Annotated in this window: 18 protein-coding genes; 15 read left to right on the top strand and 3 right to left on the bottom strand. The window is 37.2% G+C overall.

All coding sequences use genetic code 11. The features are described from left to right. Positions 1 to 81: 81 nt before the first annotated feature. Together gpmI and G521_RS0111420 are read left to right on the top strand one after the other, a co-directional pair. A complete protein-coding gene (gpmI, locus tag G521_RS0111425; protein WP_036679127.1) occupies positions 82 to 1,602 on the top strand; it encodes a 2,3-bisphosphoglycerate-independent phosphoglycerate mutase in 1,521 nt (506 codons plus the stop codon). After that, on the top strand, positions 1,602 to 2,129 hold the full coding sequence (locus G521_RS0111420; protein ID WP_026898657.1) for a hypothetical protein: 528 nt from the start codon (positions 1,602 to 1,604) through the stop codon (positions 2,127 to 2,129). The genes gpmI and G521_RS0111420 overlap by 1 nt, the downstream gene beginning before the upstream one ends. Before the next feature lie 43 nt (positions 2,130 to 2,172). Here G521_RS0111420 and G521_RS0111415 read toward each other — a convergent pair whose 3' ends face one another. After that, positions 2,173 to 2,787 (bottom strand): tetratricopeptide repeat protein, encoded by a 615-nt coding sequence (locus G521_RS0111415; protein WP_026898656.1) that lies wholly within the window; start codon positions 2,785 to 2,787, stop codon positions 2,173 to 2,175. Positions 2,788 to 2,889: 102 nt separating this feature from the next. Between G521_RS0111415 and G521_RS0111410 the strand changes: the two genes are divergently transcribed. The 5 genes from G521_RS0111410 (at position 2,890) to G521_RS0111390 (ending at position 10,087) form a co-directional block, all read left to right on the top strand. Continuing rightward, positions 2,890 to 5,208 (top strand): M1 family metallopeptidase, encoded by a 2,319-nt coding sequence (locus G521_RS0111410; protein ID WP_026898655.1) that lies wholly within the window; start codon positions 2,890 to 2,892, stop codon positions 5,206 to 5,208. 72 nt (positions 5,209 to 5,280) lie between these two features. Then, positions 5,281 to 5,781, top strand: a complete 501-nt coding sequence (locus G521_RS0111405) for a DUF6702 family protein (RefSeq protein ID WP_026898654.1) — start codon at positions 5,281 to 5,283, stop codon at positions 5,779 to 5,781. Positions 5,782 to 5,935: 154 nt separating this feature from the next. Then, a complete protein-coding gene (lon, locus tag G521_RS0111400) occupies positions 5,936 to 8,413 on the top strand; it encodes an endopeptidase La (protein ID WP_026898653.1) in 2,478 nt (825 codons plus the stop codon). A gap of 89 nt (positions 8,414 to 8,502) precedes the next feature. Next, a complete protein-coding gene (locus tag G521_RS17080; RefSeq protein ID WP_155975785.1) occupies positions 8,503 to 9,045 on the top strand; it encodes a hypothetical protein in 543 nt (180 codons plus the stop codon). 67 nt (positions 9,046 to 9,112) lie between these two features. Continuing rightward, the gene (locus G521_RS0111390; protein ID WP_026898652.1) at positions 9,113 to 10,087 is read left to right on the top strand and encodes a lipid A deacylase LpxR family protein; all 975 of its coding nucleotides are present in this window, start codon (positions 9,113 to 9,115) and stop codon (positions 10,085 to 10,087) included. A gap of 3 nt (positions 10,088 to 10,090) precedes the next feature. Here G521_RS0111390 and arfB read toward each other — a convergent pair whose 3' ends face one another. Then, positions 10,091 to 10,570 (bottom strand): alternative ribosome rescue aminoacyl-tRNA hydrolase ArfB, encoded by a 480-nt coding sequence (gene arfB, locus G521_RS0111385; RefSeq protein WP_245580862.1) that lies wholly within the window; start codon positions 10,568 to 10,570, stop codon positions 10,091 to 10,093. Positions 10,571 to 10,608: 38 nt separating this feature from the next. Between arfB and cmk the strand changes: the two genes are divergently transcribed. After that, positions 10,609 to 11,292 carry a (d)CMP kinase gene (gene cmk / locus G521_RS0111380; protein ID WP_026898650.1) on the top strand — a complete coding sequence of 228 codons (684 nt, stop codon included), beginning with the start codon at positions 10,609 to 10,611 and terminating at the stop codon, positions 11,290 to 11,292. 40 nt (positions 11,293 to 11,332) lie between these two features. On the opposite strand, the gene G521_RS0111375 is transcribed toward cmk, so the two are convergent. After that, on the bottom strand, positions 11,333 to 11,551 hold the full coding sequence (locus G521_RS0111375) for a hypothetical protein (protein ID WP_026898649.1): 219 nt from the start codon (positions 11,549 to 11,551) through the stop codon (positions 11,333 to 11,335). Between the two features lie 158 nt (positions 11,552 to 11,709). Between G521_RS0111375 and rpsA the strand changes: the two genes are divergently transcribed. From rpsA to G521_RS0111340, 7 genes are all read left to right on the top strand, one after another. Further along, on the top strand, positions 11,710 to 13,680 hold the full coding sequence (rpsA, locus tag G521_RS17075; RefSeq protein ID WP_036679122.1) for a 30S ribosomal protein S1: 1,971 nt from the start codon (positions 11,710 to 11,712) through the stop codon (positions 13,678 to 13,680). A 196-nt stretch (positions 13,681 to 13,876) separates the two neighbouring features. After that, positions 13,877 to 14,425, top strand: coding sequence for a bifunctional pyr operon transcriptional regulator/uracil phosphoribosyltransferase PyrR (gene pyrR / locus G521_RS0111365; protein WP_026898648.1), 549 nt, complete (start codon positions 13,877 to 13,879; stop codon positions 14,423 to 14,425). A gap of 60 nt (positions 14,426 to 14,485) precedes the next feature. Next, a complete protein-coding gene (locus G521_RS0111360; protein WP_036679120.1) occupies positions 14,486 to 15,427 on the top strand; it encodes an aspartate carbamoyltransferase catalytic subunit in 942 nt (313 codons plus the stop codon). After that, positions 15,428 to 15,736, top strand: a complete 309-nt coding sequence (locus G521_RS0111355; RefSeq protein WP_026898646.1) for a hypothetical protein — start codon at positions 15,428 to 15,430, stop codon at positions 15,734 to 15,736. 128 nt (positions 15,737 to 15,864) lie between these two features. After that, the gene (locus G521_RS0111350) at positions 15,865 to 18,891 is read left to right on the top strand and encodes a tetratricopeptide repeat protein (RefSeq protein ID WP_026898645.1); all 3,027 of its coding nucleotides are present in this window, start codon (positions 15,865 to 15,867) and stop codon (positions 18,889 to 18,891) included. Between the two features lie 7 nt (positions 18,892 to 18,898). Further along, complete coding sequence (locus G521_RS0111345) at positions 18,899 to 20,581, top strand: TonB-dependent receptor (RefSeq protein WP_026898644.1); 1,683 nt, start codon at positions 18,899 to 18,901, stop codon at positions 20,579 to 20,581. A 48-nt stretch (positions 20,582 to 20,629) separates the two neighbouring features. Next, on the top strand, positions 20,630 to 21,673 hold the full coding sequence (locus tag G521_RS0111340; RefSeq protein ID WP_026898643.1) for an SPOR domain-containing protein: 1,044 nt from the start codon (positions 20,630 to 20,632) through the stop codon (positions 21,671 to 21,673). The last annotated feature ends 2 nt before the right edge of the window (positions 21,674 to 21,675 follow it).

Below are 21,675 nucleotides of genomic sequence, written 5' to 3'. Positions count from 1 at the left end.
ACTTATAAAAGAAAGCGAAAATTATGCCATGTTATCTGAAAAAATAAACAATATGAAACATGCAGTGTATATTTGCATTTAATGGACAAAAAAGCAATATTACTTATTTTAGATGGTTGGGGTTACGGTAAACACGACCGATCTGATGCAATCTCGGTTGCAAATACACCATTCTTCGATTATTTAATCGCAAATTACCCAAATTCCACTCTCCAGGCATCCGGTGAAGCGGTTGGATTACCTGCAGGCCAAATGGGAAATTCTGAAGTAGGACATATGAACCTGGGTGCTGGTCGAATTGTTTACCAGGAACTTGGGCGCATTAACAAGGCGGTTATTGATAAAGAATTTTATACTCATCCCGTATTAACTCAGGCATTTTCTTACGCTAAAAAGAATAATAAAAAAATTCATTTTATCGGTCTGGTTTCTGATGGCGGAGTTCATTCCCATATCAATCATTTAAAAGGACTTTGTGATGCCGCACAGGCAAACCACGCAGAAAATGTTTTTATCCATGCTTTTTTAGACGGGCGTGATACGGATCCGAATTCGGGATTAACTTTTATCAATGAACTGCAATCCCATCTTAATCATTCTGCCGGAATATTAGCTTCCGCCATTGGCCGATATTATGCCATGGATAGGGATAACCGATGGGAACGTATCAAAAAAGCGTATGACTTATTAGTAAATGGTCAGGGTGAGAAAACGTTTGACATTGCTACCTCCATTCAAAAATCTTATGATGAGGATGTAACAGATGAATTTATCCTGCCGATAGTTAAAACTGATTTAAACGGCGAGCCTGTAGCTAAAATTGAAGAAGGCGATGTGGTGATCTCATTTAATTTCAGAACAGATCGGGGCCGCGAAATTACGACTGCATTATCTCAGAAAGAATTTCCGGAATATAATATGAAGCCTTTAGCTCTGGAGTACATTACCATGAGCAATTATGATGATACATTTAAAAATGTTCATGTAATTTTTGATAAGGACGATCTGAACAATACTCTTGGCGAAATCCTGGAACAGAATCATAAAAACCAAATTCGCATTGCAGAAACTGAAAAATACCCGCATGTAACATTTTTCTTTTCCGGAGGACGGGAGAAAGAATTTATTCAGGAGAGGCGAATCATGATTCCCTCTCCCAAAGTAGCCACTTATGATCTAAAGCCTGAGATGAGCGCCGAAGGAATCAGAGATGCCATCTGCCCCGAACTGATAAATGGATGGCCTGATTTTGTATGTCTGAATTTTGCTAATCCTGATATGGTTGGACATACCGGTGTTTTCGAAGCAGTTGTAAAAGCAGTTGAAACCGTTGACGGATGCTTGAGATCAGTTGTAGAATGTGGAATAGCTAATGGGTATTCATTCATTATTCTTGCCGATCATGGCAATGCAGATTATATGATTAACAGCGATGGATCTCCAAACACAGCTCATACCACGAATCTGGTTCCCTGCATCCTAATAGACAAAGATTATCATCATATAAAAGATGGAAAGCTGGGAGATGTTGCTCCTACTATTCTTACACTGATGAATATTCCTGTACCTGTAACCATGACCGGTAACGTTTTAGTTTCGTAATGAGATATTTTATTGTTTTCTTATGCGCCGCATCTCTTTTCTCCTGTTCACAAAATAAACAGACTACCAAAAAAACCGGTTCTTACTTTGAGGTAAAAGAGTTTTTTGAAAAAGAAGTGAAACGATTACAGAAATCAAATCCGGTAGTAACAAAAATCGTTTCAAGAAACAACGTCAGTCAGACCAAAGATATACGTGACATAAACTGGGAAAATGAATTAAGCCTTTTTATTGAGTCAGATATTAATAAGCCTGCCTGGAATGACAGCTATAAAATAAGAGTTGATGGGTTGAATACTTTGTATACAGCAACTGACACCAGCTTACGTACGCGTGAATTACGGATCAGGAAAGATAAAGATGGATTTATAAAACAGGTCGAAATTCAAAATAAAACGATCAACAGATTATACCAGTCAACCGAAAAACTAATTTATTTTCCAGATTCTTTGTATCAGATACATAAAACACAAAATGTGCTGATTATTGGAAATAACCGCTATTTTATACAGGGAAATTTAAAATAGCATTAGAATTAACAAAAAAACCGGATTATTAATCCGGTTTTTTTTATTTGATATTTTCAAGATAACTCCGGGCATCTTCCAGCTGAGAGCTGATATCTTTTCTGCCGGGGTTTATATCTAAAACTTTTTGGAAATCAACTATACAGCTTTTAAATGCCTGCATAGCTTTGCCCTTATCATAAAAGCCGGGAATTTTCTGCGCTTTAAGCACTCCGTAATCGCGATAAGCAAGTGCACGATTCTGGTAAAGCTTAATATCATTTTCGTCTAACTGAATTGCCTTTGAAAAATCTCTTATAGAGCCAAGCAACAATTTCTCACGATCAGAATTAGAAATATTCTTTGATTCTTTAGCCATTATATTTCTGGCCTTCCCTCTGTAATAGTATGCACTATTTTCATTCGGACGCAATGAAATTAATCTGTTAAACGTACTTACGGCTTTTGGATAATTTGATGAATGATAATAGGAATATCCCAACATGTAAAGTGTATTTACATCATTAGAATCTGTTGCAATAGCCTTTTCAAGGTTAGCGACAGCCATTTTGAAATCACCGTCAATTAATGCTTTTTGTCCTACTTTTTGATAAGAACTTTGGGCACTGGCGATTCCGGTTAAGGTTAACAGGCAGAAAAAACTAAAAATAATTTTCATTTGAAAAAAGGTGTAACAAAATTAATATCGTATTTATAAACGGCGTGAAGTTAGTATTATTTCTGAATGTAGTACTTTTAGCCATTCAACTAAACTCAATACATGAAAAGAATACTATTAATTACCTCAGCAGTATTTTTCTCAACTGCGGCATTGGCTCAAACCGATTACGGTCAGAATCAATTTCAGCAATTAGGAGAAGTACTTCCTACACCTAACAACTACCGTACCGCGTCAGGGGCGCCGGGCCATGAGTATTGGCAGCAAAAAGTAAACTACAATATTAGTGTTGTTCTTGATGATGAGAACCAAAGTTTATCAGGTTCTGAAACAATAACTTATATCAATAATTCGCCTGATGCCTTACCCTACCTCTGGCTGCAGGTTGATCAAAATTTATTTAGTCCCGGATCTGACACCTATTTAACAGAAACTGCCAATAACAGAACTATTGGTGCAGCTATGGATTTTAAAGCTCTGGAAGTTTTTAACCGAGAACAGTTTCAGGGTGGCTATAAAATTAAGAGCATTAAAGATGCAAGTGGAAATGGTTTAAAATACAGCATCAATAAAACGATGATGCGTGTTGACCTCCCCCGCCCCTTAAAATCTAAAGAAAAATTTGTTTTCTCTGTAGACTGGTCTTACAATATTAATAACTGTAAAACTCACGGTGGCAGAAGCGGCTACGAATATTTTGAAGCCGATAAAAATTACCTGTATGAAATGGCGCAGTTCTTTCCGAGACTAGCGGTTTATAACGATGCGGCAGGATGGCAGAATAAGCAATTTCTGGGTTCCGGAGAGTTTGCTCTGGAGTTTGGAGACTACAAGGTAAGTATTACTGTTCCTTCAGATCACGTGGTGGCGGCAACCGGAACCCTGCAAAATCCAAATCAGGTTATGAAAAAAACCTGGTTAGATAGATTAAGCAAAGTAAAAAACAGCGCCAGCCCTACCATAATTATAACCCAGGATGAAGCTATTGCCAATGAGAAAAGCAAGTCCAAATCAACTAAAACGTGGGTTTACGAAGCAGAAAATGTTCGTGATTTTGCATGGGCTTCTTCCCGTAAATTCATATGGGATGCCATGAATGTGAAAGTTGGAAACAAGGATGTTCTGGCAATGTCTCTTTATCCCAAAGAAGGTAATCCATTATGGGAAAAATTTTCTACTCAAGCTATTGCTCATACATTAGAAGTTTATTCAAGATACACGGTTAACTATCCGTACCCTGTTGCATGGTCAATTAACGGCCCTGTTGGTGGAATGGAATACCCAATGATCTGTTTTAACGGCCCAAGACCGGAAACTGACGGAACCTACACTGCACAAACTAAATATGGTTTAGTAGGAGTTGTTATTCATGAAGTTGGCCACAACTTTTTTCCCATGATCATTAATTCTGATGAACGTCAGTGGACCTGGATGGACGAAGGTTTGAATACCTTTTGCCAATATTTAACAGAGCAGGAATGGGAAGAAAAATATCCTTCACGCCGTGGCGAGCCACGAGACATTGTAAATTATATGTCTTCTGATAAATCATTGCTTGATCCGATCATGAGTAATTCTGAATCAGTAATTCAGTTAGGACCTAATGCATACGCAAAACCTGCCACCGCTTTAAATATTTTAAGGGAAACGGTAATGGGTCGTCAACTTTTCGATTTCGCCTTTAAACAGTATGCAGAAAGATGGGCTTTTAAGCATCCGGAACCTGCAGATTTTTTCAGAAGCATGGAAGATGCATCTGCAGTAGACCTTGACTGGTTTTGGAGAGGCTGGTTTTATGGAATTAAGCCGGTTGACATCGCTTTAAATAATGTAAGCTGGTACAGTATTGATTCTAAAAATCCGGAAATTGAGAAAACCCGTTTAAAAAGCAAACGTGAAAAAGAAGCACTTTCTATTTCTGAGCAAAGAAATAAAACGTCGATTCCAAAATACCGTATCGAGACTTTTCCTGAACTCTCGGATTTTTATACAAAATACGATGCTTTAGAAATTACAGATTACGACCGTAAACAATACAAAGAATATTATGAGGCTCTGGATCAAAAGCAAAAGGATGCTATAAAATCAGGAATCAATTATTACATCCTTGATTTTGAAAACGTAGGCGGACTGGTAATGCCGATTGTCTTAGAAATGGAATACGAAGATGGAACAAAGGAAATGGTTCGCATTCCTGCTGAGATCTGGCGCCGGGATAATAAAAAGGTTTCGAAGTTAATTGTTAGCAAAAAGCCGGTTAAACAGTTTTCATTAGACCCTTTACAGGAAACCGCAGATATAGATCTGAGCAATAACTTTTTCCCAGCTAAAACCATGGAATCTAAATTCCAGCTTTTTAAAGAAAAACAGCAAACCAAACAACCCAATTTGATGCAGCAGCAAAGAGACGGAAAATTATAACCTAATAAAAAGCTCCTCAGGGAGCTTTTTATTTTGCAAGTAATCTCCAAAAATTCCAATTAACTTTACCACATGATAAAAAGAACCTTCTTCTTCATTCTTTTTTTAACTTTCTCAACGGTCATTGTTCAGGCTCATAAGTTTTATACCTCATTAACTCAGATAGAGTATAATCCTCAAAACAAATCGGCAGAAGTTATAATCAATTTATTTACGGATGACATGGAGACAGCTTTATCACGGCAGTTTAATCGTAAAATTAAATCTACAGATGCTGATTTTAACAAGTATTGCTACCAGTATTTGGATAAGAAATTCCAGATCACTGACAGTAAAAATCAAGTGTTAAAAAACCACTATGTGGGGATAGAATTAAAGCGGGATATGCTTAGTTTATACCTGGAGGTTAAAACTTCTAAAGGATTGAATAACATGCGATTGAAACAACAATCGCTTATGGAAATATCAGATGATCAGAATAATATTGTAAATATTAAAGATGGAAAATCAAAAACATCACTAATGTTCAAGGCCAATGATTCCGCTTCAAAAGAGATCGTTTTAGCAAAATAAAGCAGATTTGGCTTATTTCAAAAGGTTAAACTGGTTAATCAGTCAGGTTTAAATCTAATTCTTTTATTGGCACACAGCTTGCACTTTCTCAATCTTGCTGTAAATTATAGCAATTTTTAAAATTCACTGTCATATTGACGTTTTTCCAAAATACATGAGTAATTACGACACTTTTGATTTCAACCGGGCATTACCTTTAATTAATGAAGATACAGAATTCTTTCCCCTGATGTCTCAGGAGGATGAGGAGGAAATGAACAAAGAAGAAACTCCTGAAATACTTTCCATATTACCTTTGCGAAATACTGTTTTATTTCCGGGAGTAGTTATACCAATTACTGTGGGAAGAGATAAATCAATTAAATTAATTAAAGATGCTTATCGCGGAGACCGCATGATCGGAGTAGTTTCGCAGCGTGATGTTGCTGTGGAAGATCCTTCTTTTGATCAGTTAAATCAGGTAGGAACTATCGCATTAATCATCAAAATGCTTCAGATGCCTGATGGAAACACAACCGTGATCATCCAGGGAAAACAACGTTTCCGGTTAGACGAAGAAGTTCAGTCTGACCCATACATAAAAGCAACTATTCAAAAATTTGAAGAAGTAAGACCAAAAACTGATAAAGAATTTAAAGCGATCATGGCTTCCATAAAAGAAATGGCCATGCAAATTATCCAGCTATCGCCCAATATTCCAAGCGAAGCCGGAATTGCTATAAAAAACATAGAAAGCCCTTCATTTCTGATCAATTTCATTTCCTCAAACATGAACGCAGATGTTCCGGCAAAACAGCAAATGCTGGAAGTAGCCAACCTGCGTGACCGTGCCAATATGGTAATGGAGCATTTAACAGTTGAACTGCAAATGCAGGAGCTGAAAAACCAAATTCAGTCTAAAGTTCGGGTTGATCTGGATAAGCAACAGCGTGATTATTTTCTTAATCAACAATTGAAAACTATCCAGGAAGAGTTAGGCGGAAATTCACCCGATCTTGAAATTGAAAATTTAAAAGGGCGTGCTGCAAAGAAAAAATGGGCTAAAGAAGTTGGTGAACATTTTACGAAAGAATTAGATAAAGCCGGAAGAATGAATCCTGCGGCAGCAGATTATTCGGTTCAGATAAATTACCTTGAATTACTTCTTGAACTGCCGTGGAACGATTTTACCAAAGATAATTTTGACCTGAAAAGGGCCCAGCGAATTCTGGAAAAAGATCACTACGGCCTGGATAAAGTTAAAAAACGTATTATTGAGTATTTGGCTGTGCTTAAATTAAAGCACAATATGAAAGCTCCGATTTTATGCCTTGTTGGGCCTCCGGGAGTTGGAAAAACTTCATTGGGTAAATCAATAGCAAAAGCTTTGGGCAGAAAATATGTACGGATGGCTTTGGGAGGAATTCGTGATGAGGCAGAAATTCGTGGTCACCGAAAAACCTATATAGGTGCGATGCCCGGCCGGATTATTCAATCGATCAAAAAATCAGGAACTTCGAATCCGGTTTTTGTACTGGATGAAATAGATAAAGTAGGAAATGATTTTCGAGGAGATCCTTCATCAGCTTTGCTGGAGGTTTTAGATCCTGAGCAAAACAATGCCTTTTATGATCACTACGTGGAAGTTGATTACGACCTTTCGAACGTAATGTTTATAGCAACTGCAAATTCTTTAAGTACCATACAGCCTGCTTTGTTAGATCGTATGGAAATTATTGAAGTAAACGGATATACCATTGAGGAGAAAATTGAAATTGCCAAGCAGCATTTATTACCCAAACAACGGGAGCAGCATGGTTTATCAAACAAGGACATCTCTATAAAATCTACGGTTCTTGAAAAAGTCATAGAAGATTATACACGTGAATCTGGCGTCAGAGGATTGGAGAAAAAAGTGGGTTCACTGGTTCGGGGAATAGCCACCAAAATTGCTATGGAGGAAGAATATTCTCCAGCAATAACCAAAGATGATGTTGAAAAAATTCTGGGCGCTCCTATTTATGATAAAGATTTATATGAAGGAAACGAAGTTGCAGGCGTAGTTACCGGATTAGCCTGGACCCAGGTGGGTGGTGATATTCTTTTTATAGAAGCCAGTTTAAGTCCGGGGAAAGGAAAACTCTCTTTAACAGGAAATTTAGGAGATGTCATGAAAGAATCTGCAACTATTGCCATGGCTTATTTAAGAGCTCATGCTTCGGAGTTCGGAATTGATTATCGCCTATTTGACCAGTGGGATGTGCATGTCCATGTTCCTGCCGGCGCTACTCCTAAAGATGGTCCTTCTGCCGGAGTTACCATGCTCACTGCTTTAACTTCTGCCTTTACTCAGCGCCAGGTAAAACCGCATCTGGCCATGACCGGTGAGATCACTTTAAGAGGGAAAGTTTTGCCAGTTGGAGGAATTAAGGAAAAAATACTTGCAGCCAAGCGTGCAAATATTAAGGATATCATCTTATGTAAATCAAATCAGAAAGATATTCTGGAAATTAAGGAAAGCTATATCAAGGATCTGAACTTTCACTATGTTAAGGAAATGAAAGAAGTAATTGACATTGCTCTTTCTAAAGATAAAGTTAAAAATCCGATGAATATAATTGTCACCGAACCTATTAAATCAGTTTTAAATTAAATTAAGCCTCCTTCGGGAGGCTTAATTTTTATGGTTCATTTAAAATACTCAAGTATTTTATATCTTCATCCCTTAATCAAATGATGAATATGAAAAAAATTTACATTTCTTTTTTAACTGCTGCCTGCCTCTTCATATCAGGCTTAGCCACAGCACAACAATTTGCTTCACAAAGCACCTCCGATTTACGAATGAAACTTCCATCCGGAGATGGTAGCAGAGCTCAAAATGTTTTCGTGGAAGTTGGTGGTCAGGGTTTATTATTTACAGCCAACTATGACAGCCGATTTGGAAATCGCCGTGATGGATTAGGTGGTCGCGTTGGTATTGGTTATATTTCTGCAGATGGAGATAATGCCACAACTATTCCAGTTTCATTAAACTATTTACTTGGTAAAGGCAAGCATTTTTTTGAGATTGGATTAGGAGCCACAGTTCTTGCTACCGGCGGGGATGAAGATTCTTTTCTTTTCGACGATAATAATAGTAATGTAATCGGCACCATGAGTTTTTCTTACAGACTTCAGCCTGTTGATGGCGGATTTTCTTTCAGAGCAGGTCTGACTCCAATTTTTAACGGTGATTTCTTTTTGCCATATTACGGCGGTTTAAGTTTAGGATATACTTTCTAAAAATTTATTTTCCAATTAAAAAACCTTCAAAATTATATTCTGAAGGTTTTTTAATTTTGTTGTATTTATGAAAAACTCCTTATTAGTCATCTTAACATTTGTTCTTAGCCTTCTCACCGAGTATGCTATAGGGCAATCCTCAACATACAAAAGTGAATTTGGATTTCGCAGTGATAATGATGCATATCTGGCTTACGGTCAGGACCGTTATTATACTAACGGACTTTTCATCACTTTCCGGCATGCAACAGATCAGAGGAAATTGAATAAAACTGTCAATAAATTAATCTGGGAAGCAGAAGCTGGTCAAAAAATGTATAATCCACAATCAGGTTATATTCCGGATGTAAAATTTGTTGACCGTCCTTTTGCCGCTTACCTATACGCTGGCGGTAGTTTAAACTGGCATTACAATTCAGAAAATGCTCTTAAAGTAAGCCTGCAAGCCGGCACTATTGGCCCTTCAGCATTGGGTCAGGATGCTCAAACTTTATTGCATGATATAGCAGGTTTTTATACAATCGAAGGTTGGGAGACGCAGGTGAAGGATGAATTTGGTTTAAATGCTAAAATACAGTTTGATAAGTTTTTACATCGCTCAAAATCAAATACTGTTGATTTTTCAGTTAATACATTTGCCAATATCGGAAATACCTTTTCCGGAATTGGAACCGGTATCCTATTCAGAGCCGGAATTATAAATCCTTTTTACAATTCTGCAATCAGCAATAGTCGACTTTCAAACAATTCGGCTTCAAAAGTGGCTGAGGAAAAGGAATCATTCTTTTATGCAAAACCTGTTTTACAATACGTTGCTTACGATGCCACTACAGAAGGAGGTTTATTTACTGATGACAAGGGACCGATAACCTTTGATGTTAAACCTCTGGTTTTTAGTCAGCAGCTGGGTTACATGTTTTCTAAAAATCGCTTTACAGCAGATTTTTCACTTATTTTTAAATCCCGGGAAATTAAAAGCGAGGCCAAAGCTCACCAATACGGTTCTATAGCTTTATATTATAAATTCAACAGTGAGGATTAATAATTAATCAAACTGTCCGGAACTTCGGCGATTGATTTTTTTCAGGGATTGAAGCTGCTTGCTTTTCAATCGTTTTTCTATAGAAGACCTTTTAGGTTTACTGGCCTTTCTTATTTTAGGATTATGTAATGCGTTCTGAATTAAAATTATCAGTTTCTCTAAACTCCGCTCCTTATTTAAATACTGACTTCGCTCTTCTTCTGTTATTACCTGCAACAAGCCAAATGCATTGATGCGATTCGGTAACTTTCTTAAAATTTGTTGCTTTTGCTCCGTATCAAATAAATTTGAAGCCGCAACATCCCATATAAGTTCAACTTTACTAGAGGCCTTATTCACATTTTGCCCTCCTTTCCCACCGCTTCTGGAAGTTCTGAATTTTACTTCTTTTAGTAAATCTGTTTTAGATATTTCCATCGCTAAAATAATAAACTGGCCGGCAACTTGATTTTTTACAAAAGAAGAAGAATTTATCTGATTCACTCTGCAAATTTTCATTCAAATACTACCTTTGTTTCCCGATGAGCAAAAATATTGTGGTAGCTATTGACGGCTATTCTTCTTGCGGGAAAAGCACCCTTGCCAAAGCTTTAGCTAAAAAGCTGCATTTCATATATATTGACAGCGGAGCTATGTACAGGGCTGTTACTTTATATTTTCTTCGAAATAATATCGACCGCAATGATGCTCTTGCCGTTGAACAGGCGTTGAAAGATATCCATCTTGAATTTCATTCCCGTGATTACCAGACCCATATCACACTCAATGGCGAGGAAGTATCTGAAGAGATTAGGCAAATGCATGTTTCTGAAATTGTTAGCGAAATCAGTGCTGTAAAAGCTGTTCGAAAAGAGATGGTAAAACAGCAACAGCGCATGGGCAAATCGAAAAATATAATTATGGACGGACGTGATATCTGCACAACTGTTTTTCCGCTGGCTCAGGTAAAAATTTTTATGACTGCAGATCCAAAAATCAGGGCAGAAAGGCGTTATAAAGAATTAAAAGCCAAGGGTCAGGAAATTACTCTTGAAGAGATATTCGAAAACCTTGCTCACAGAGATTATTTAGATACCACCAGAAAGGAAAGTCCGCTTACACGGGCAAAAGATGCTATCGTATTAGATAATACAACTCTTAACGAAAAAGAGCAGCTTGAATTTGCACTGGAAAGAGTTAAACCATTTTTGGATTTAGCAAAATAAGCCATCCAAAATTCCGCAATAAAATTGAAGATCGTACTAATTAATCTTCCTTTTTATCGCCTGTCCCCTGTTCACGAAGTTCATCAAATGAATTGTACATCTGCTCGTCTGCCGGCTGATCTTGTGTACTTCTCTTTTTCTTACTCCCGGTTTTTATGGCATCAACCTGATACTCATCACTTTGAGGAGTATTTAAGCTAGCGCCGGTTTCCTTATCTTTCTGTAAAGGATTAGTTTTCTTATTTGTGTGCTCAGACATGATATAGTGATTTATAGAAGCAACAGCCTGAAATAATTAAGGTTTTTTAGAACTTCTTAATAATCAGCAAATAAACTGTTAAAATTCTTTTTGATTAAAAAGGTATTTTTCTACCTTTGCAGTCCGATTTAAATCGGAAAAAGGAGATAAATTAATTAATGGCCAAAAAACTAGAAGCTGAAAAGGAGTTATCCGCTAAACAAGCAGAACTTCAAAGCGAAGAAACCACTACGGTTAAACAAAAGGAAAACATTGAATCAGAAGCTGATTCATCGTTTATCGAAGAAATCAAATCTAAAACTTTGATTACCCCTTCCGGTGATTTTGACTGGGATGCAGATGACAAAGGTTTTGGAAATTACAGTGACGCGGACCGCGAAAAGTTCGAAGAAATGTATGCCGGAACTTTCAATTCTATTAACAAAGGAGAGATCATCTCTGGTGTTGTTGTTTCTATCAACAACAAAGATGTGGTATTGAACATCGGATTTAAGTCTGACGGTTTAGTATCCTTATCAGAATTCCGTGATACACCTGACCTAAAGGTTGGTGATTCGGTTGACGTATTTGTAGAATCACAGGAAGATGCTAACGGACAGTTGGTATTATCTCGTAAACGTGCAAAAACTCAACGCTCATGGGAAACTATTAATGAGGCATTAGATCAGGACAAAATTATTACAGGTTTTGTAAAAAGCCGTACTAAAGGTGGTCTGATTGTAGATATTATGGGCGTAGAAGCCTTCTTACCAGGATCTCAGATTGACATTAAGCCAATCCGTGATTACGACATTTATGTTGGTAAGACTATGGAGTTCAAAGTTGTTAAGATCAACCACGAGTTTAAAAACGTTGTGGTATCACACAAAGTGCTGATTGAAGACGATTTAGAAAACCAAAAAACTGAAATCGTTGCTAAACTTGAAAAAGGTCAGGTATTAGAAGGAACGGTTAAAAACATTACTGATTTTGGTGTATTCATCGATTTAGGTGGTGTTGACGGTTTATTGCACATTACTGATATTTCATGGGGCCGCATAGAGCATCCACGTGAAGTGTTAAACTTAGACCAGAAGATCAACGTAGTAGTTCTTGACTTTGATGACGAGAAAAAACGTATCGCTTTAGGTTTAAAACAGTTAACTCCGCATCCTTGGGAAGCTTTAGATACAACCTTAGAAATTGGGTCGAAAGTAAAAGGTAAGATTGTTACCGTAGCAGATTATGGTGCTTTCTTAGAAATCACTCCGGGTGTTGAAGGTTTAATTCACGTTTCTGAGATGTCTTGGTCTCAAAATTTACGTAACCCACAGGAATTCCTGAAAGTTGGTGACGAAGTTGAAGCTCAGGTTTTAACTCTTGATCGCAACGAGCGTAAAATGAGCTTAGGTGTTAAGCAATTAACTCCAGATCCTTGGAAAAACATTGCTGAACGTTATCCTGTTGGAAGCAAGCACAAAGCAGTAGTTAAGAACATGACTAACTTCGGTGTATTTGTTGAAATCGAAGAAGGAATTGATGGTTTAATCCACATTTCTGATTTATCATGGTCTAAAAAAATCAATCATCCAAACGAATTCACTAAAGTTGGTGAAGAGTTAGATGTAGTTGTTTTGGAACTTGACGAAGCAAACCGCAAGCTTAGCTTAGGACACAAACAATTGGAAGAAAACCCTTGGGATACTTTCGAAACTATCTTCACAATGGATTCTGTTCATGAAGGTACTGTATTGAAAGTAACTGATAAAGGTGCAATTGTAGCTTTACCATACGGTGTAGAAGGATTCGCTCCAACTAAGCACATGGCTAAAGAAGATGGTTCTTCTGTAAAAGCTGATGAAGCTGCAGAATTCAAAATTATTGAATTCAATAAAGATTCTAAGCGTATTGTAGTTTCTCACGCCCGTATCTGGGAAGAAGTGAAAGCTGAAGAACGTAAAGAAGAGATCAATCAGAAGAAGAAAGATGCTAAAGCAACTGTAAGTGCAGTTAAAAAAGTAAAAGATTCAGTTGAGAAATCTACTTTAGGTGACTTAGGTGTTCTGGCACAATTGAAGCAACAAATGGAAGGTGCTGAAAACAAAGCCAAGAAAGCAAAAGATTCTGAAGAAGAAACATCAGCAGAATAATTTTCTGAAATACATTTTCAAAGCCTCTCCGTTCATTCGGAGAGGCTTTTTTTGTGGATTATTTTTCCCATGATTCCTATTACCCTCAAAGACATACTGACTCACTTCATTAAGGGGAATTGAAGGATTTGCATAAAAATCTTTTTATGTAGTGGAATTGCTTCCTGTTTTCTATTTTTGCTCAAACCAAATCCAGATGCAAAACCTTCCCTTGCTTGCCGGTCAGAAATTCCAGATCACAATTCAGCGTCTTTGCCGTCAATTAATTGAAAATCACAACGATTTCTCCAATTCTGTGATTATCGGAATACAACCCAGGGGAATTTTCCTCGCCGAGCGCATCTCTGCAGAACTAAAAAAAATAATTCCTGCGGCCAGTATTCAAAAAGGAAATTTAGATATTACCTTTTTCAGAGATGATTTCAGGCGCAAGGAAGGTTTGTTAAGACCAAGCAATACCGATATTGACTTTATCATCGAAGGCAAAAATGTAATTCTTGTAGATGATGTTTTATGGACCGGTCGCACCATTCGTGCAGCTATGGATGCGATACAAGCATTTGGCCGGCCTGAAAAAGTTGAATTACTTGCTCTGGTAGACAGGCGTTATTCAAGACATTTGCCAATTGAAGCAGATTACATCGGGATTAAAGTTGATACCATAGACTCTCAAAAGGTTATTGTAAGCTGGAAAGAAACTGATGATAAAGATCAAGTGCTTTTACTTTCAGAAAAGACGGAGTAAAATATTTATGGCAGTTCAAAATTTAAAATTCAATATAATATACTAACTCTGAAATATTAAATGCAGACCCCGGCTATTCAAACGTTAAGTACCAAGCATCTGTTAGGTATTAAAGACCTTACGAAAAGAGATATCGAACTGATTTTTGAAACGGCTTCCACATTTAAAGATGTATTAAACCGTCCCATTAAAAAAGTTCCTTCCCTGCGGGATATAACAATTGCCAATATATTTTTTGAAAATTCTACCAGAACCAAATTATCCTTTGAACTTGCAGAGAAACGCCTTTCGGCTGATATTATTAATTTCGCGGCATCTTCTTCATCTGTAAGTAAAGGTGAAACCCTGATTGATACTGTCAATAATATTCTGGCCATGAAAGTGGATATGGTGGTTATGCGCCATCCCTATGCCGGAGCAGGTGTATTTTTAAGTAAGCATATCAATGCTCAGATTATCAATGCCGGCGACGGGGCACACGAGCATCCAACCCAGGCTTTGTTGGATTCTTTTTCTATCCGTGAAAAATATGGCGAAGTAGCAGGAAAAAAGATTGCCATTATTGGTGATGTGCTTCATTCCCGGGTAGCACTTTCAAACATTCTCTGCCTTCAAAAACTGGGCGCAGAAGTAATGGTTTGCGGTCCGACTACACTGATTCCAAAGTACATTGCTTCATTAGGTGTAAAAGTAGAACATGATTTAATTAAAGCGTTGAATTGGTGCGATGTAGCCAACATGCTGCGCATCCAGTTAGAGCGTCAGGATATTAAGTTTTTTCCGTCATTGCGGGAATATTCGATGATGTACGGCCTGAACAAAAAAATCCTTGATTCCCTTGATAAAGAAATCACGGTGATGCACCCCGGTCCTATTAATCGCGGAGTAGAAATTACAAGTGATGTAGCCGACAGTAAGCAATCCATCATATTAGATCAGGTTGAAAATGGCGTAGCCGTACGTATGGCCGTATTATATCTTTTAGCAGCTAAAAGAGGTTAGATGACAACTGCTGAACAAAACTTTGTGAGATATTGGAGCGTAGCTCGAAAGAAATGGAGCTGGGGCCAAAAATTTATGATTGCTGTTAAGAATTTCGCCATTCCTTTCGTGGTGCTGGTTCATTTAACCAATTTTTTCATTATTGGCGATCTCACGTATGCCTTCATCAGCTTTAAACATTTATTGGAATTTTGCATTAACCTGATTGTAGTATCCTTAATCTCAGGATTTGCTTACGGCTTTTATCACTGGAATTCCAACGAAAGACAATACTGGAAGTTTATTAAAAAATCCAGTCAGAACGGGTAGACTTTTAGCATAAAATACCATCTTTGCAATCTTGTCGTTAAATTGCTGTTTTAAACAGTTGTTAATTTCTTCTGTTAATTTCCTGGTTATATATAAATTATTTTTGCTTTTATCAGTTTAGACTACGTATGCTCAGACATTATACTTTACCCCTCCTTGTACTCATTCTATTTTCTTTCAAGGCACAAGCACAATTAACATCCTGGTTTACTTTAAATCAGAATTATAAAAGCGGATTGGAACTATTAGAGAAGAAGAAATATGTTGCGGCCTCCGAGCAATTCAGTAAAGTAGAAAACTGGCAAATTCTGCCTTCTGCAGTTTCGCAGAACAGTAAGGATATAAGTCTTTTAAAAGAAAATGCCGAATATTATAAAGCTTTATGCGCTTTAGAATTAGGCAACCAGGACGCTGAAGGATTGTTCCTTAAATTTATTGCAGATCATCCGGTAAATGCAAATGCAAAAATGGCCTATTACCAGGTGGGTCGTTCTTATTATTCTCAGAAAAACTATCCCAAAGCAATAGAATGGTTTAAAAAAATTAATCAGAATTCATTATCAGCTAAAGAAAGTTCAGAATATCGGTTTAAACTGGGTTATTCTTATTTTGAAACCAAAGATTACTCCAATGCAGAACCTTTATTCGGAAGGCTGAAAGATGAAAATACACCTTACAAAGAAGCCTCTATTTATTACTACGCTTACCTGAATTATTTAAGCGCTGATTATAAAACTGCTTTAACAGAATTTGAAAAATTAAAAGGTTCAAAAACCTACGAAAACACTTACCCCTATTATATTTCAGCTTTATATTTCCTTGATAAGCGCTATGATGATGTACTAAAATACACGCTTCCGATTTTGCGAAGCACAAATCAGCAATATGAAACAGAAATGTTCCGCATTGTGGCCGCTTCTTTTTTCGCGAAATCTGATTACATAAATGCCGGAATATATTACAAACGTTTTCAGGCTAAAGATAAAGGTGAGACCCAAAACAACCAGGATAGTTACCAGATAGGTTATACGTATTATAAGCTCAAAGAATATTCAAATGCGATAACCGAACTTGAAAAACTGGATACTCCGGATGAATATTATCAAAGCGGAATGATCGCTTTGGGCGAATCATTTTTAAAGACAGATAATAAACAATCGGCCAGAAGCGCTTTCTTTAAGGCATCCAAATTAACATTTGATAAATCTTTGCAGGAAGAGGGATTATTTAATTATGCAAAATTATCTTACGAGCTTGAGTTTCACCAGGTGGCTTTAGATGCAGCCCAGGAATTTATAAAAAGTTATCCCCGTTCTAAACGGATTGATGAAGCCAAAACCCTTTTGGGTGAGATTTTATTAACCACAAAAAATTATAAAGATGCTATAGACATCCTGGAAAGTATTCCGAATAAAAATCAGAATGCAAAAGAGGCTTATCAAAAAGTAACCTATTACCGCGGACTTGAGTTTTATAACGAAAGAGCTTTTCAAAATGCAATATCTGTCTTCATGCGTTCTAATAATAATGCGGTGGATGCTGATATTGAAGCATTATCAACGTATTGGCTGGCAGAGGCTATGTATGAAGTTCGCAAGTTTGGAGAATCGGTAGATAATTTCGAAAAATTCCTTGCCATGCCTGCGGCACGTAAAACAGAAGTTTACAATTTCGCAAACTATGCTTTAGCGTATGCGGCATTTGAAAATGAAAATTACAAAACGGCATCCACCTATTTTGAACGTTTCTTACAAGGATCAGAAAAAGACAGAAATACCATTAATGATGCAACTTTACGTCTTGCAGATTCCTATTTTGTATTAAAGGATTACGGAAGTGCATTAGCCAGTTACAATAAGATTATTGCATCCAACGCTTCGGGAGAAGATTACGCATTATTTCAACGCGGAATGATCCAGGGACTGCAAAGTCAAAACGATGCTAAAATAGCAACTCACCAATCGCTTCTCAAGCAATTCCCAAAATCAAATTACGCGGATGATGCCGGTTTTGAGATCGCCTATACTTATTTTGTAAAAGGTGATTTTGATAAATCCAAGAATGATCTGAGTACGCTGATTTCGAAATATCCGCGAAGCAGCTATGTTCCCCGTGCACTTGTAACCATCGGTTTGGTGCAATACAACCAGGATCAGGATGATGCAGCTTTAGAAACATTTAAAAGAGTAGTGAAAGATTATTCTACCACTGATGAAGCAAAGCAAGCTCTGGAGTCTATAAAAAATATTTATTTGGATAAAGCGGATGCTGATGGATTTCTTGCTTACGCAAACGGTACAGGCATAGGCAACCTGAGCACTTCTGAACAGGATAACATTACTTATCAGGCCGCTAACAACCGCTATTTAAAGGGAGATTACCAGGGAACGTTTGAAGCAATCAATGCTTACTTTGATAAATTCCCGAAAGCCATTCACGAAAAGCAGGCGAAGTTTGTCAGAGCTGAGAGTTTAGTCAGACTAAACCGCCCGGACGAAGCTATTCCGGATTATGAATTTATTTTGAATGATTGGACCAGCGAATACACTGAAAAAGCCCTGATGAGTATTTCAAGAATATATCTCTCTCAGAAAAAATATAATGAAGCTATTGTTCATCTAAAAAAACTTGAACTGACCTCAGAATATAAAGCCAATTATGGCTTTGCCATTAACAATTTAATGGAAGCGTATGCAAACACGGAAATGCCTGATGAAACGCTGAAATATGTTGAACTGATTAAAACCTCAGAAAAATCTTCGGATGAAGAAAAATTCAGGGCAAGTTTGTATGCCGGTAAAGCTTATCTGATTAAGGCAGATACAGCAATGGCCATCAAAGAATTTAACCAGGTTGTTGATAAAACTCAAACTATCGCGGCAGCAGAGGCAAAATACAATGTTGCACTTTTGCAGTATGCTAAGGGAGATTATAAAACCTCTCAAAAAACTACGTTTGACTTGATTAACAAAATGCCATCGCATGATTATTGGGTAGCCAAAAGCTTTATTCTGCTGGCGGATAATTATCTGGCGCTGAATGATGTTTTCCAGGCTAAAAGCACTTTACAAAGTATCCTTGATAATTATGAGGGTAAAAATGATGACATCATACCCACTGCCAAAGAGAAACTGGAGAAATTGAATATTAAGTAATAAGCTGATGACTATTCCACATATAAAAATTGCAATTACCTTTTCATTAATCGCTTACTCAGGTTCTGTTTTTGCACAGGATAAAAAAGAAGAAACTAAACCTGCGCCTGCAAAAGGAACTCTTACTGAAGAAATAGAAGTTGTACGCCCATACAAGCCTATCCTGGCTGAGGCTGTTAAAATCAGGAGAAGTCCGGATTTAAACGATACCAAACCTTTCAGGCCGGTTTTAAGCTATACAATTATGGATAAAAAACTGGAACTCAACTCGAATATAAAAGAGTTGCAGGCCCAGAAATTAGCCGATGAAAGACAAGCTGTATTGCAGAATAATTACTTAAAGATCGGAGCCGGGAATTTCAATACAGGCCTTGCAGAAATGTACTTTAATAACGGTCAGGATGAAGCTTTGCAAGCAGGCTTATATCTTAAACACAACTCGCAACGGGGAAATATAGAAAAACAACAATTTTCTAATCAGCAGGCTTCTGTTTTCGGAAAAAGCATAAGAGATCAAAACAGCATGAGTGGAAAGCTTTCTTACGATAGAAAATCAAGCTATTTCTATGGTTTTGATCCTGCCTTCTCAACGGTTTCAACTGCTGCGGATAAGCAGCGATTTAATCTTTTTGAAGCCGAAGGAGAATTGATGAATAATTATTCTGAGGATACAGATCTTTTAAATTACGCGGTTAAAGCTTCCGGATACGTATTCAATAATATTTTTGACGGTCGTGAAAGCACCTTCGCTTTAAGCGGATATTTAAACAAAGCATTTAACAGTTTTAGTATTGGTTTGGGCGCTTCTACCGATTTTACAAGCTCTAAAGATTCTCTTTACGCAATCAAGAATAATATTTTAAAAGCCAATCCTTTTATTAAATATCAGGGAAATGGATTTGTTTTAAACCTTGGACTTAACCTGGTGCAAGAGTTTGGCAGTACTAGCCGCTTGAATATTTTACCAGCGGTATCTGCAGAGTTTCCAATTGCTCAGGAATATGCTACCTTATTTGGTGGAATTAGCGGAGATGTATTAAAAACCACCATCAGAGACCTCAGCAACGAAAACTTTTATCTCAATAAAAATGTGACATTAAAGAATGCTGTAGAAAAGATGAATATTTACGGAGGAGTAAAAGGAAATGCCGGAGCCGGTTTTGGCTTTAAAGCGATGGCCTATTACAAGACAATTCAGGACCTTCCACTATTTGAAAATGATCCTTTTAAAGTAAGTCGTTTTAATGTTGTTTATGATGAGGGGAACAGCAAATTGCTTGGTTTCCAGGGAGAGATCAGCATTAAAGCATCAGATTTTATAGATGTTAGCGGAAAAGCAGAAGCCGTAAATTATACGCTTAAAACTGAACAGGAAGCCTGGTTTAAACCCGGTTTTAGATTAACATCCAATCTGAGAGCCAGGGTTACTCCAAAAATTTCCTTCGACGCAGAAGTATTTTTCAATGGCGAAACTAAGGCGAATACTACCGTATTTACTCCGCTGGCAGAAAATAAAATTGTAACTATCAACAGTTTTGTAGACATGAGCGCCGGCGCTGCATACCAAATCAATGACAAAATAGGCTTACACGTACGTGCCAACAATATCTTCGGCACTTCCTATCAGCAGTATTTATATTATCAAAAATTGGGTTTAAATGTGTTCGGAGGCTTTAATTTCTCCTTCTAACCTATGTTATTATTTGTCTGTATAGAATTATAAATTATCTTTACCCGAATGGATATTTCCTTTTTTATTGCGGAACTTTTGCATCAGACTGATGAGGTAAGTGTTCCGTATTTTGGGACATTTTCAAAGATAAAAGTAAATGGTTTTCATAACCCGGGGTCTGATTTGTACTTTCCTCCTTCGGAGAATCTATCTTTCAGCCGCCATACAGACGACCACGAAGTTCTTGCGGAATATATCAGTCGAAAGAAAAACATATCAATAAATTCAGCAAAATATTTCGTCAGTAAATTTGTTGAACAGATCGTCAGCTTACTTGATCACGAAGGGCATGCAGAATTGCAGGGTCTGGGAACTTTAGATAAAAATCAGGATGGTTTCCGGTTTAAGCCGGTTCCTTCGTTAGAGCAGGCAACAAACTATTTTGGATTATTCCCGGTAAAGGAAATATATACCAAAAAAATTGAAGATGTTAATTCAGTTTCTGAAGAGGCTGCTATAGTCACTCCCAGCTCTTACACTTCTTATCCTGAAGCTGATATTCAGGTGGTCGAAGAAGCAGAAACAGGTATGAAGTTTGGCACTAAGCTGTTTATTGCTGCCTCCATTATTATCCTTTCTGTATTGGCTTTATATCAATTTAATCCCCAATTATTTCAGGTTTTATTAAAACCTAATGTAGCCGAACTGAATAGTAAAATACCAATTGAGCCCATTAAAAAATCTGTTCCGGCAGTAGTTGTAACCGATTCTGCCAAAACCACTGTTCGGGATACTTCTGTGGCAATGAATCCGGTAACGGTAGTCGCAAAAGATTCTACTCAAATTAGTAATCCCAATCAAAGCATCGCAACATTTGAAATAATAGGTGCGGCATTTGCTAAGCGTAAAGAAGCAGAAACGTATGTAAAAGCGATTACAGCTAAAGGATTATACGCTAAAATAGTAGAGCATATGCCGGGTGCAAAAATCAAAGTAAGTTTGGGTTCATTTACTGATGAGCAGCAAGCAGAGCTAGAATTAATACGTATCAGAAAAGATTTAAATAAAGATGCCTGGATGACCAGGGTTAAACCAAAGAAAACAAATTAGAG

This window comes from Daejeonella oryzae DSM 19973, assembly GCF_000422945.1.
Lineage (GTDB): Bacteria > Bacteroidota > Bacteroidia > Sphingobacteriales > Sphingobacteriaceae > Daejeonella > Daejeonella oryzae.
Note: the sequence above shows the minus strand (reverse complement) of the source record. Positions and strands in the feature narration are given on the sequence as shown.

What these genes read in the sequence shown, in the direction of transcription:
- gpmI (WP_036679127.1), top strand. Translation starts at nt 82, where the DNA reads ATGGACAAAAAAGCAATATTACTTATTTTAGATGGTTGGGGTTACGGT.
- G521_RS0111420 (WP_026898657.1), top strand. Translation starts at nt 1,602, where the DNA reads ATGAGATATTTTATTGTTTTCTTATGCGCCGCATCTCTTTTCTCCTGT.
- G521_RS0111415 (WP_026898656.1), bottom strand. Translation starts at nt 2,787, where the DNA reads ATGAAAATTATTTTTAGTTTTTTCTGCCTGTTAACCTTAACCGGAATC.
- G521_RS0111410 (WP_026898655.1), top strand. Translation starts at nt 2,890, where the DNA reads ATGAAAAGAATACTATTAATTACCTCAGCAGTATTTTTCTCAACTGCG.
- G521_RS0111405 (WP_026898654.1), top strand. Translation starts at nt 5,281, where the DNA reads ATGATAAAAAGAACCTTCTTCTTCATTCTTTTTTTAACTTTCTCAACG.
- lon (WP_026898653.1), top strand. Translation starts at nt 5,936, where the DNA reads ATGAGTAATTACGACACTTTTGATTTCAACCGGGCATTACCTTTAATT.
- G521_RS17080 (WP_155975785.1), top strand. Translation starts at nt 8,503, where the DNA reads ATGAAAAAAATTTACATTTCTTTTTTAACTGCTGCCTGCCTCTTCATA.
- G521_RS0111390 (WP_026898652.1), top strand. Translation starts at nt 9,113, where the DNA reads ATGAAAAACTCCTTATTAGTCATCTTAACATTTGTTCTTAGCCTTCTC.
- cmk (WP_026898650.1), top strand. Translation starts at nt 10,609, where the DNA reads ATGAGCAAAAATATTGTGGTAGCTATTGACGGCTATTCTTCTTGCGGG.
- G521_RS0111375 (WP_026898649.1), bottom strand. Translation starts at nt 11,551, where the DNA reads ATGTCTGAGCACACAAATAAGAAAACTAATCCTTTACAGAAAGATAAG.
- rpsA (WP_036679122.1), top strand. Translation starts at nt 11,710, where the DNA reads ATGGCCAAAAAACTAGAAGCTGAAAAGGAGTTATCCGCTAAACAAGCA.
- pyrR (WP_026898648.1), top strand. Translation starts at nt 13,877, where the DNA reads ATGCAAAACCTTCCCTTGCTTGCCGGTCAGAAATTCCAGATCACAATT.
- G521_RS0111360 (WP_036679120.1), top strand. Translation starts at nt 14,486, where the DNA reads ATGCAGACCCCGGCTATTCAAACGTTAAGTACCAAGCATCTGTTAGGT.
- G521_RS0111355 (WP_026898646.1), top strand. Translation starts at nt 15,428, where the DNA reads ATGACAACTGCTGAACAAAACTTTGTGAGATATTGGAGCGTAGCTCGA.
- G521_RS0111350 (WP_026898645.1), top strand. Translation starts at nt 15,865, where the DNA reads ATGCTCAGACATTATACTTTACCCCTCCTTGTACTCATTCTATTTTCT.
- G521_RS0111345 (WP_026898644.1), top strand. Translation starts at nt 18,899, where the DNA reads ATGACTATTCCACATATAAAAATTGCAATTACCTTTTCATTAATCGCT.
- G521_RS0111340 (WP_026898643.1), top strand. Translation starts at nt 20,630, where the DNA reads ATGGATATTTCCTTTTTTATTGCGGAACTTTTGCATCAGACTGATGAG.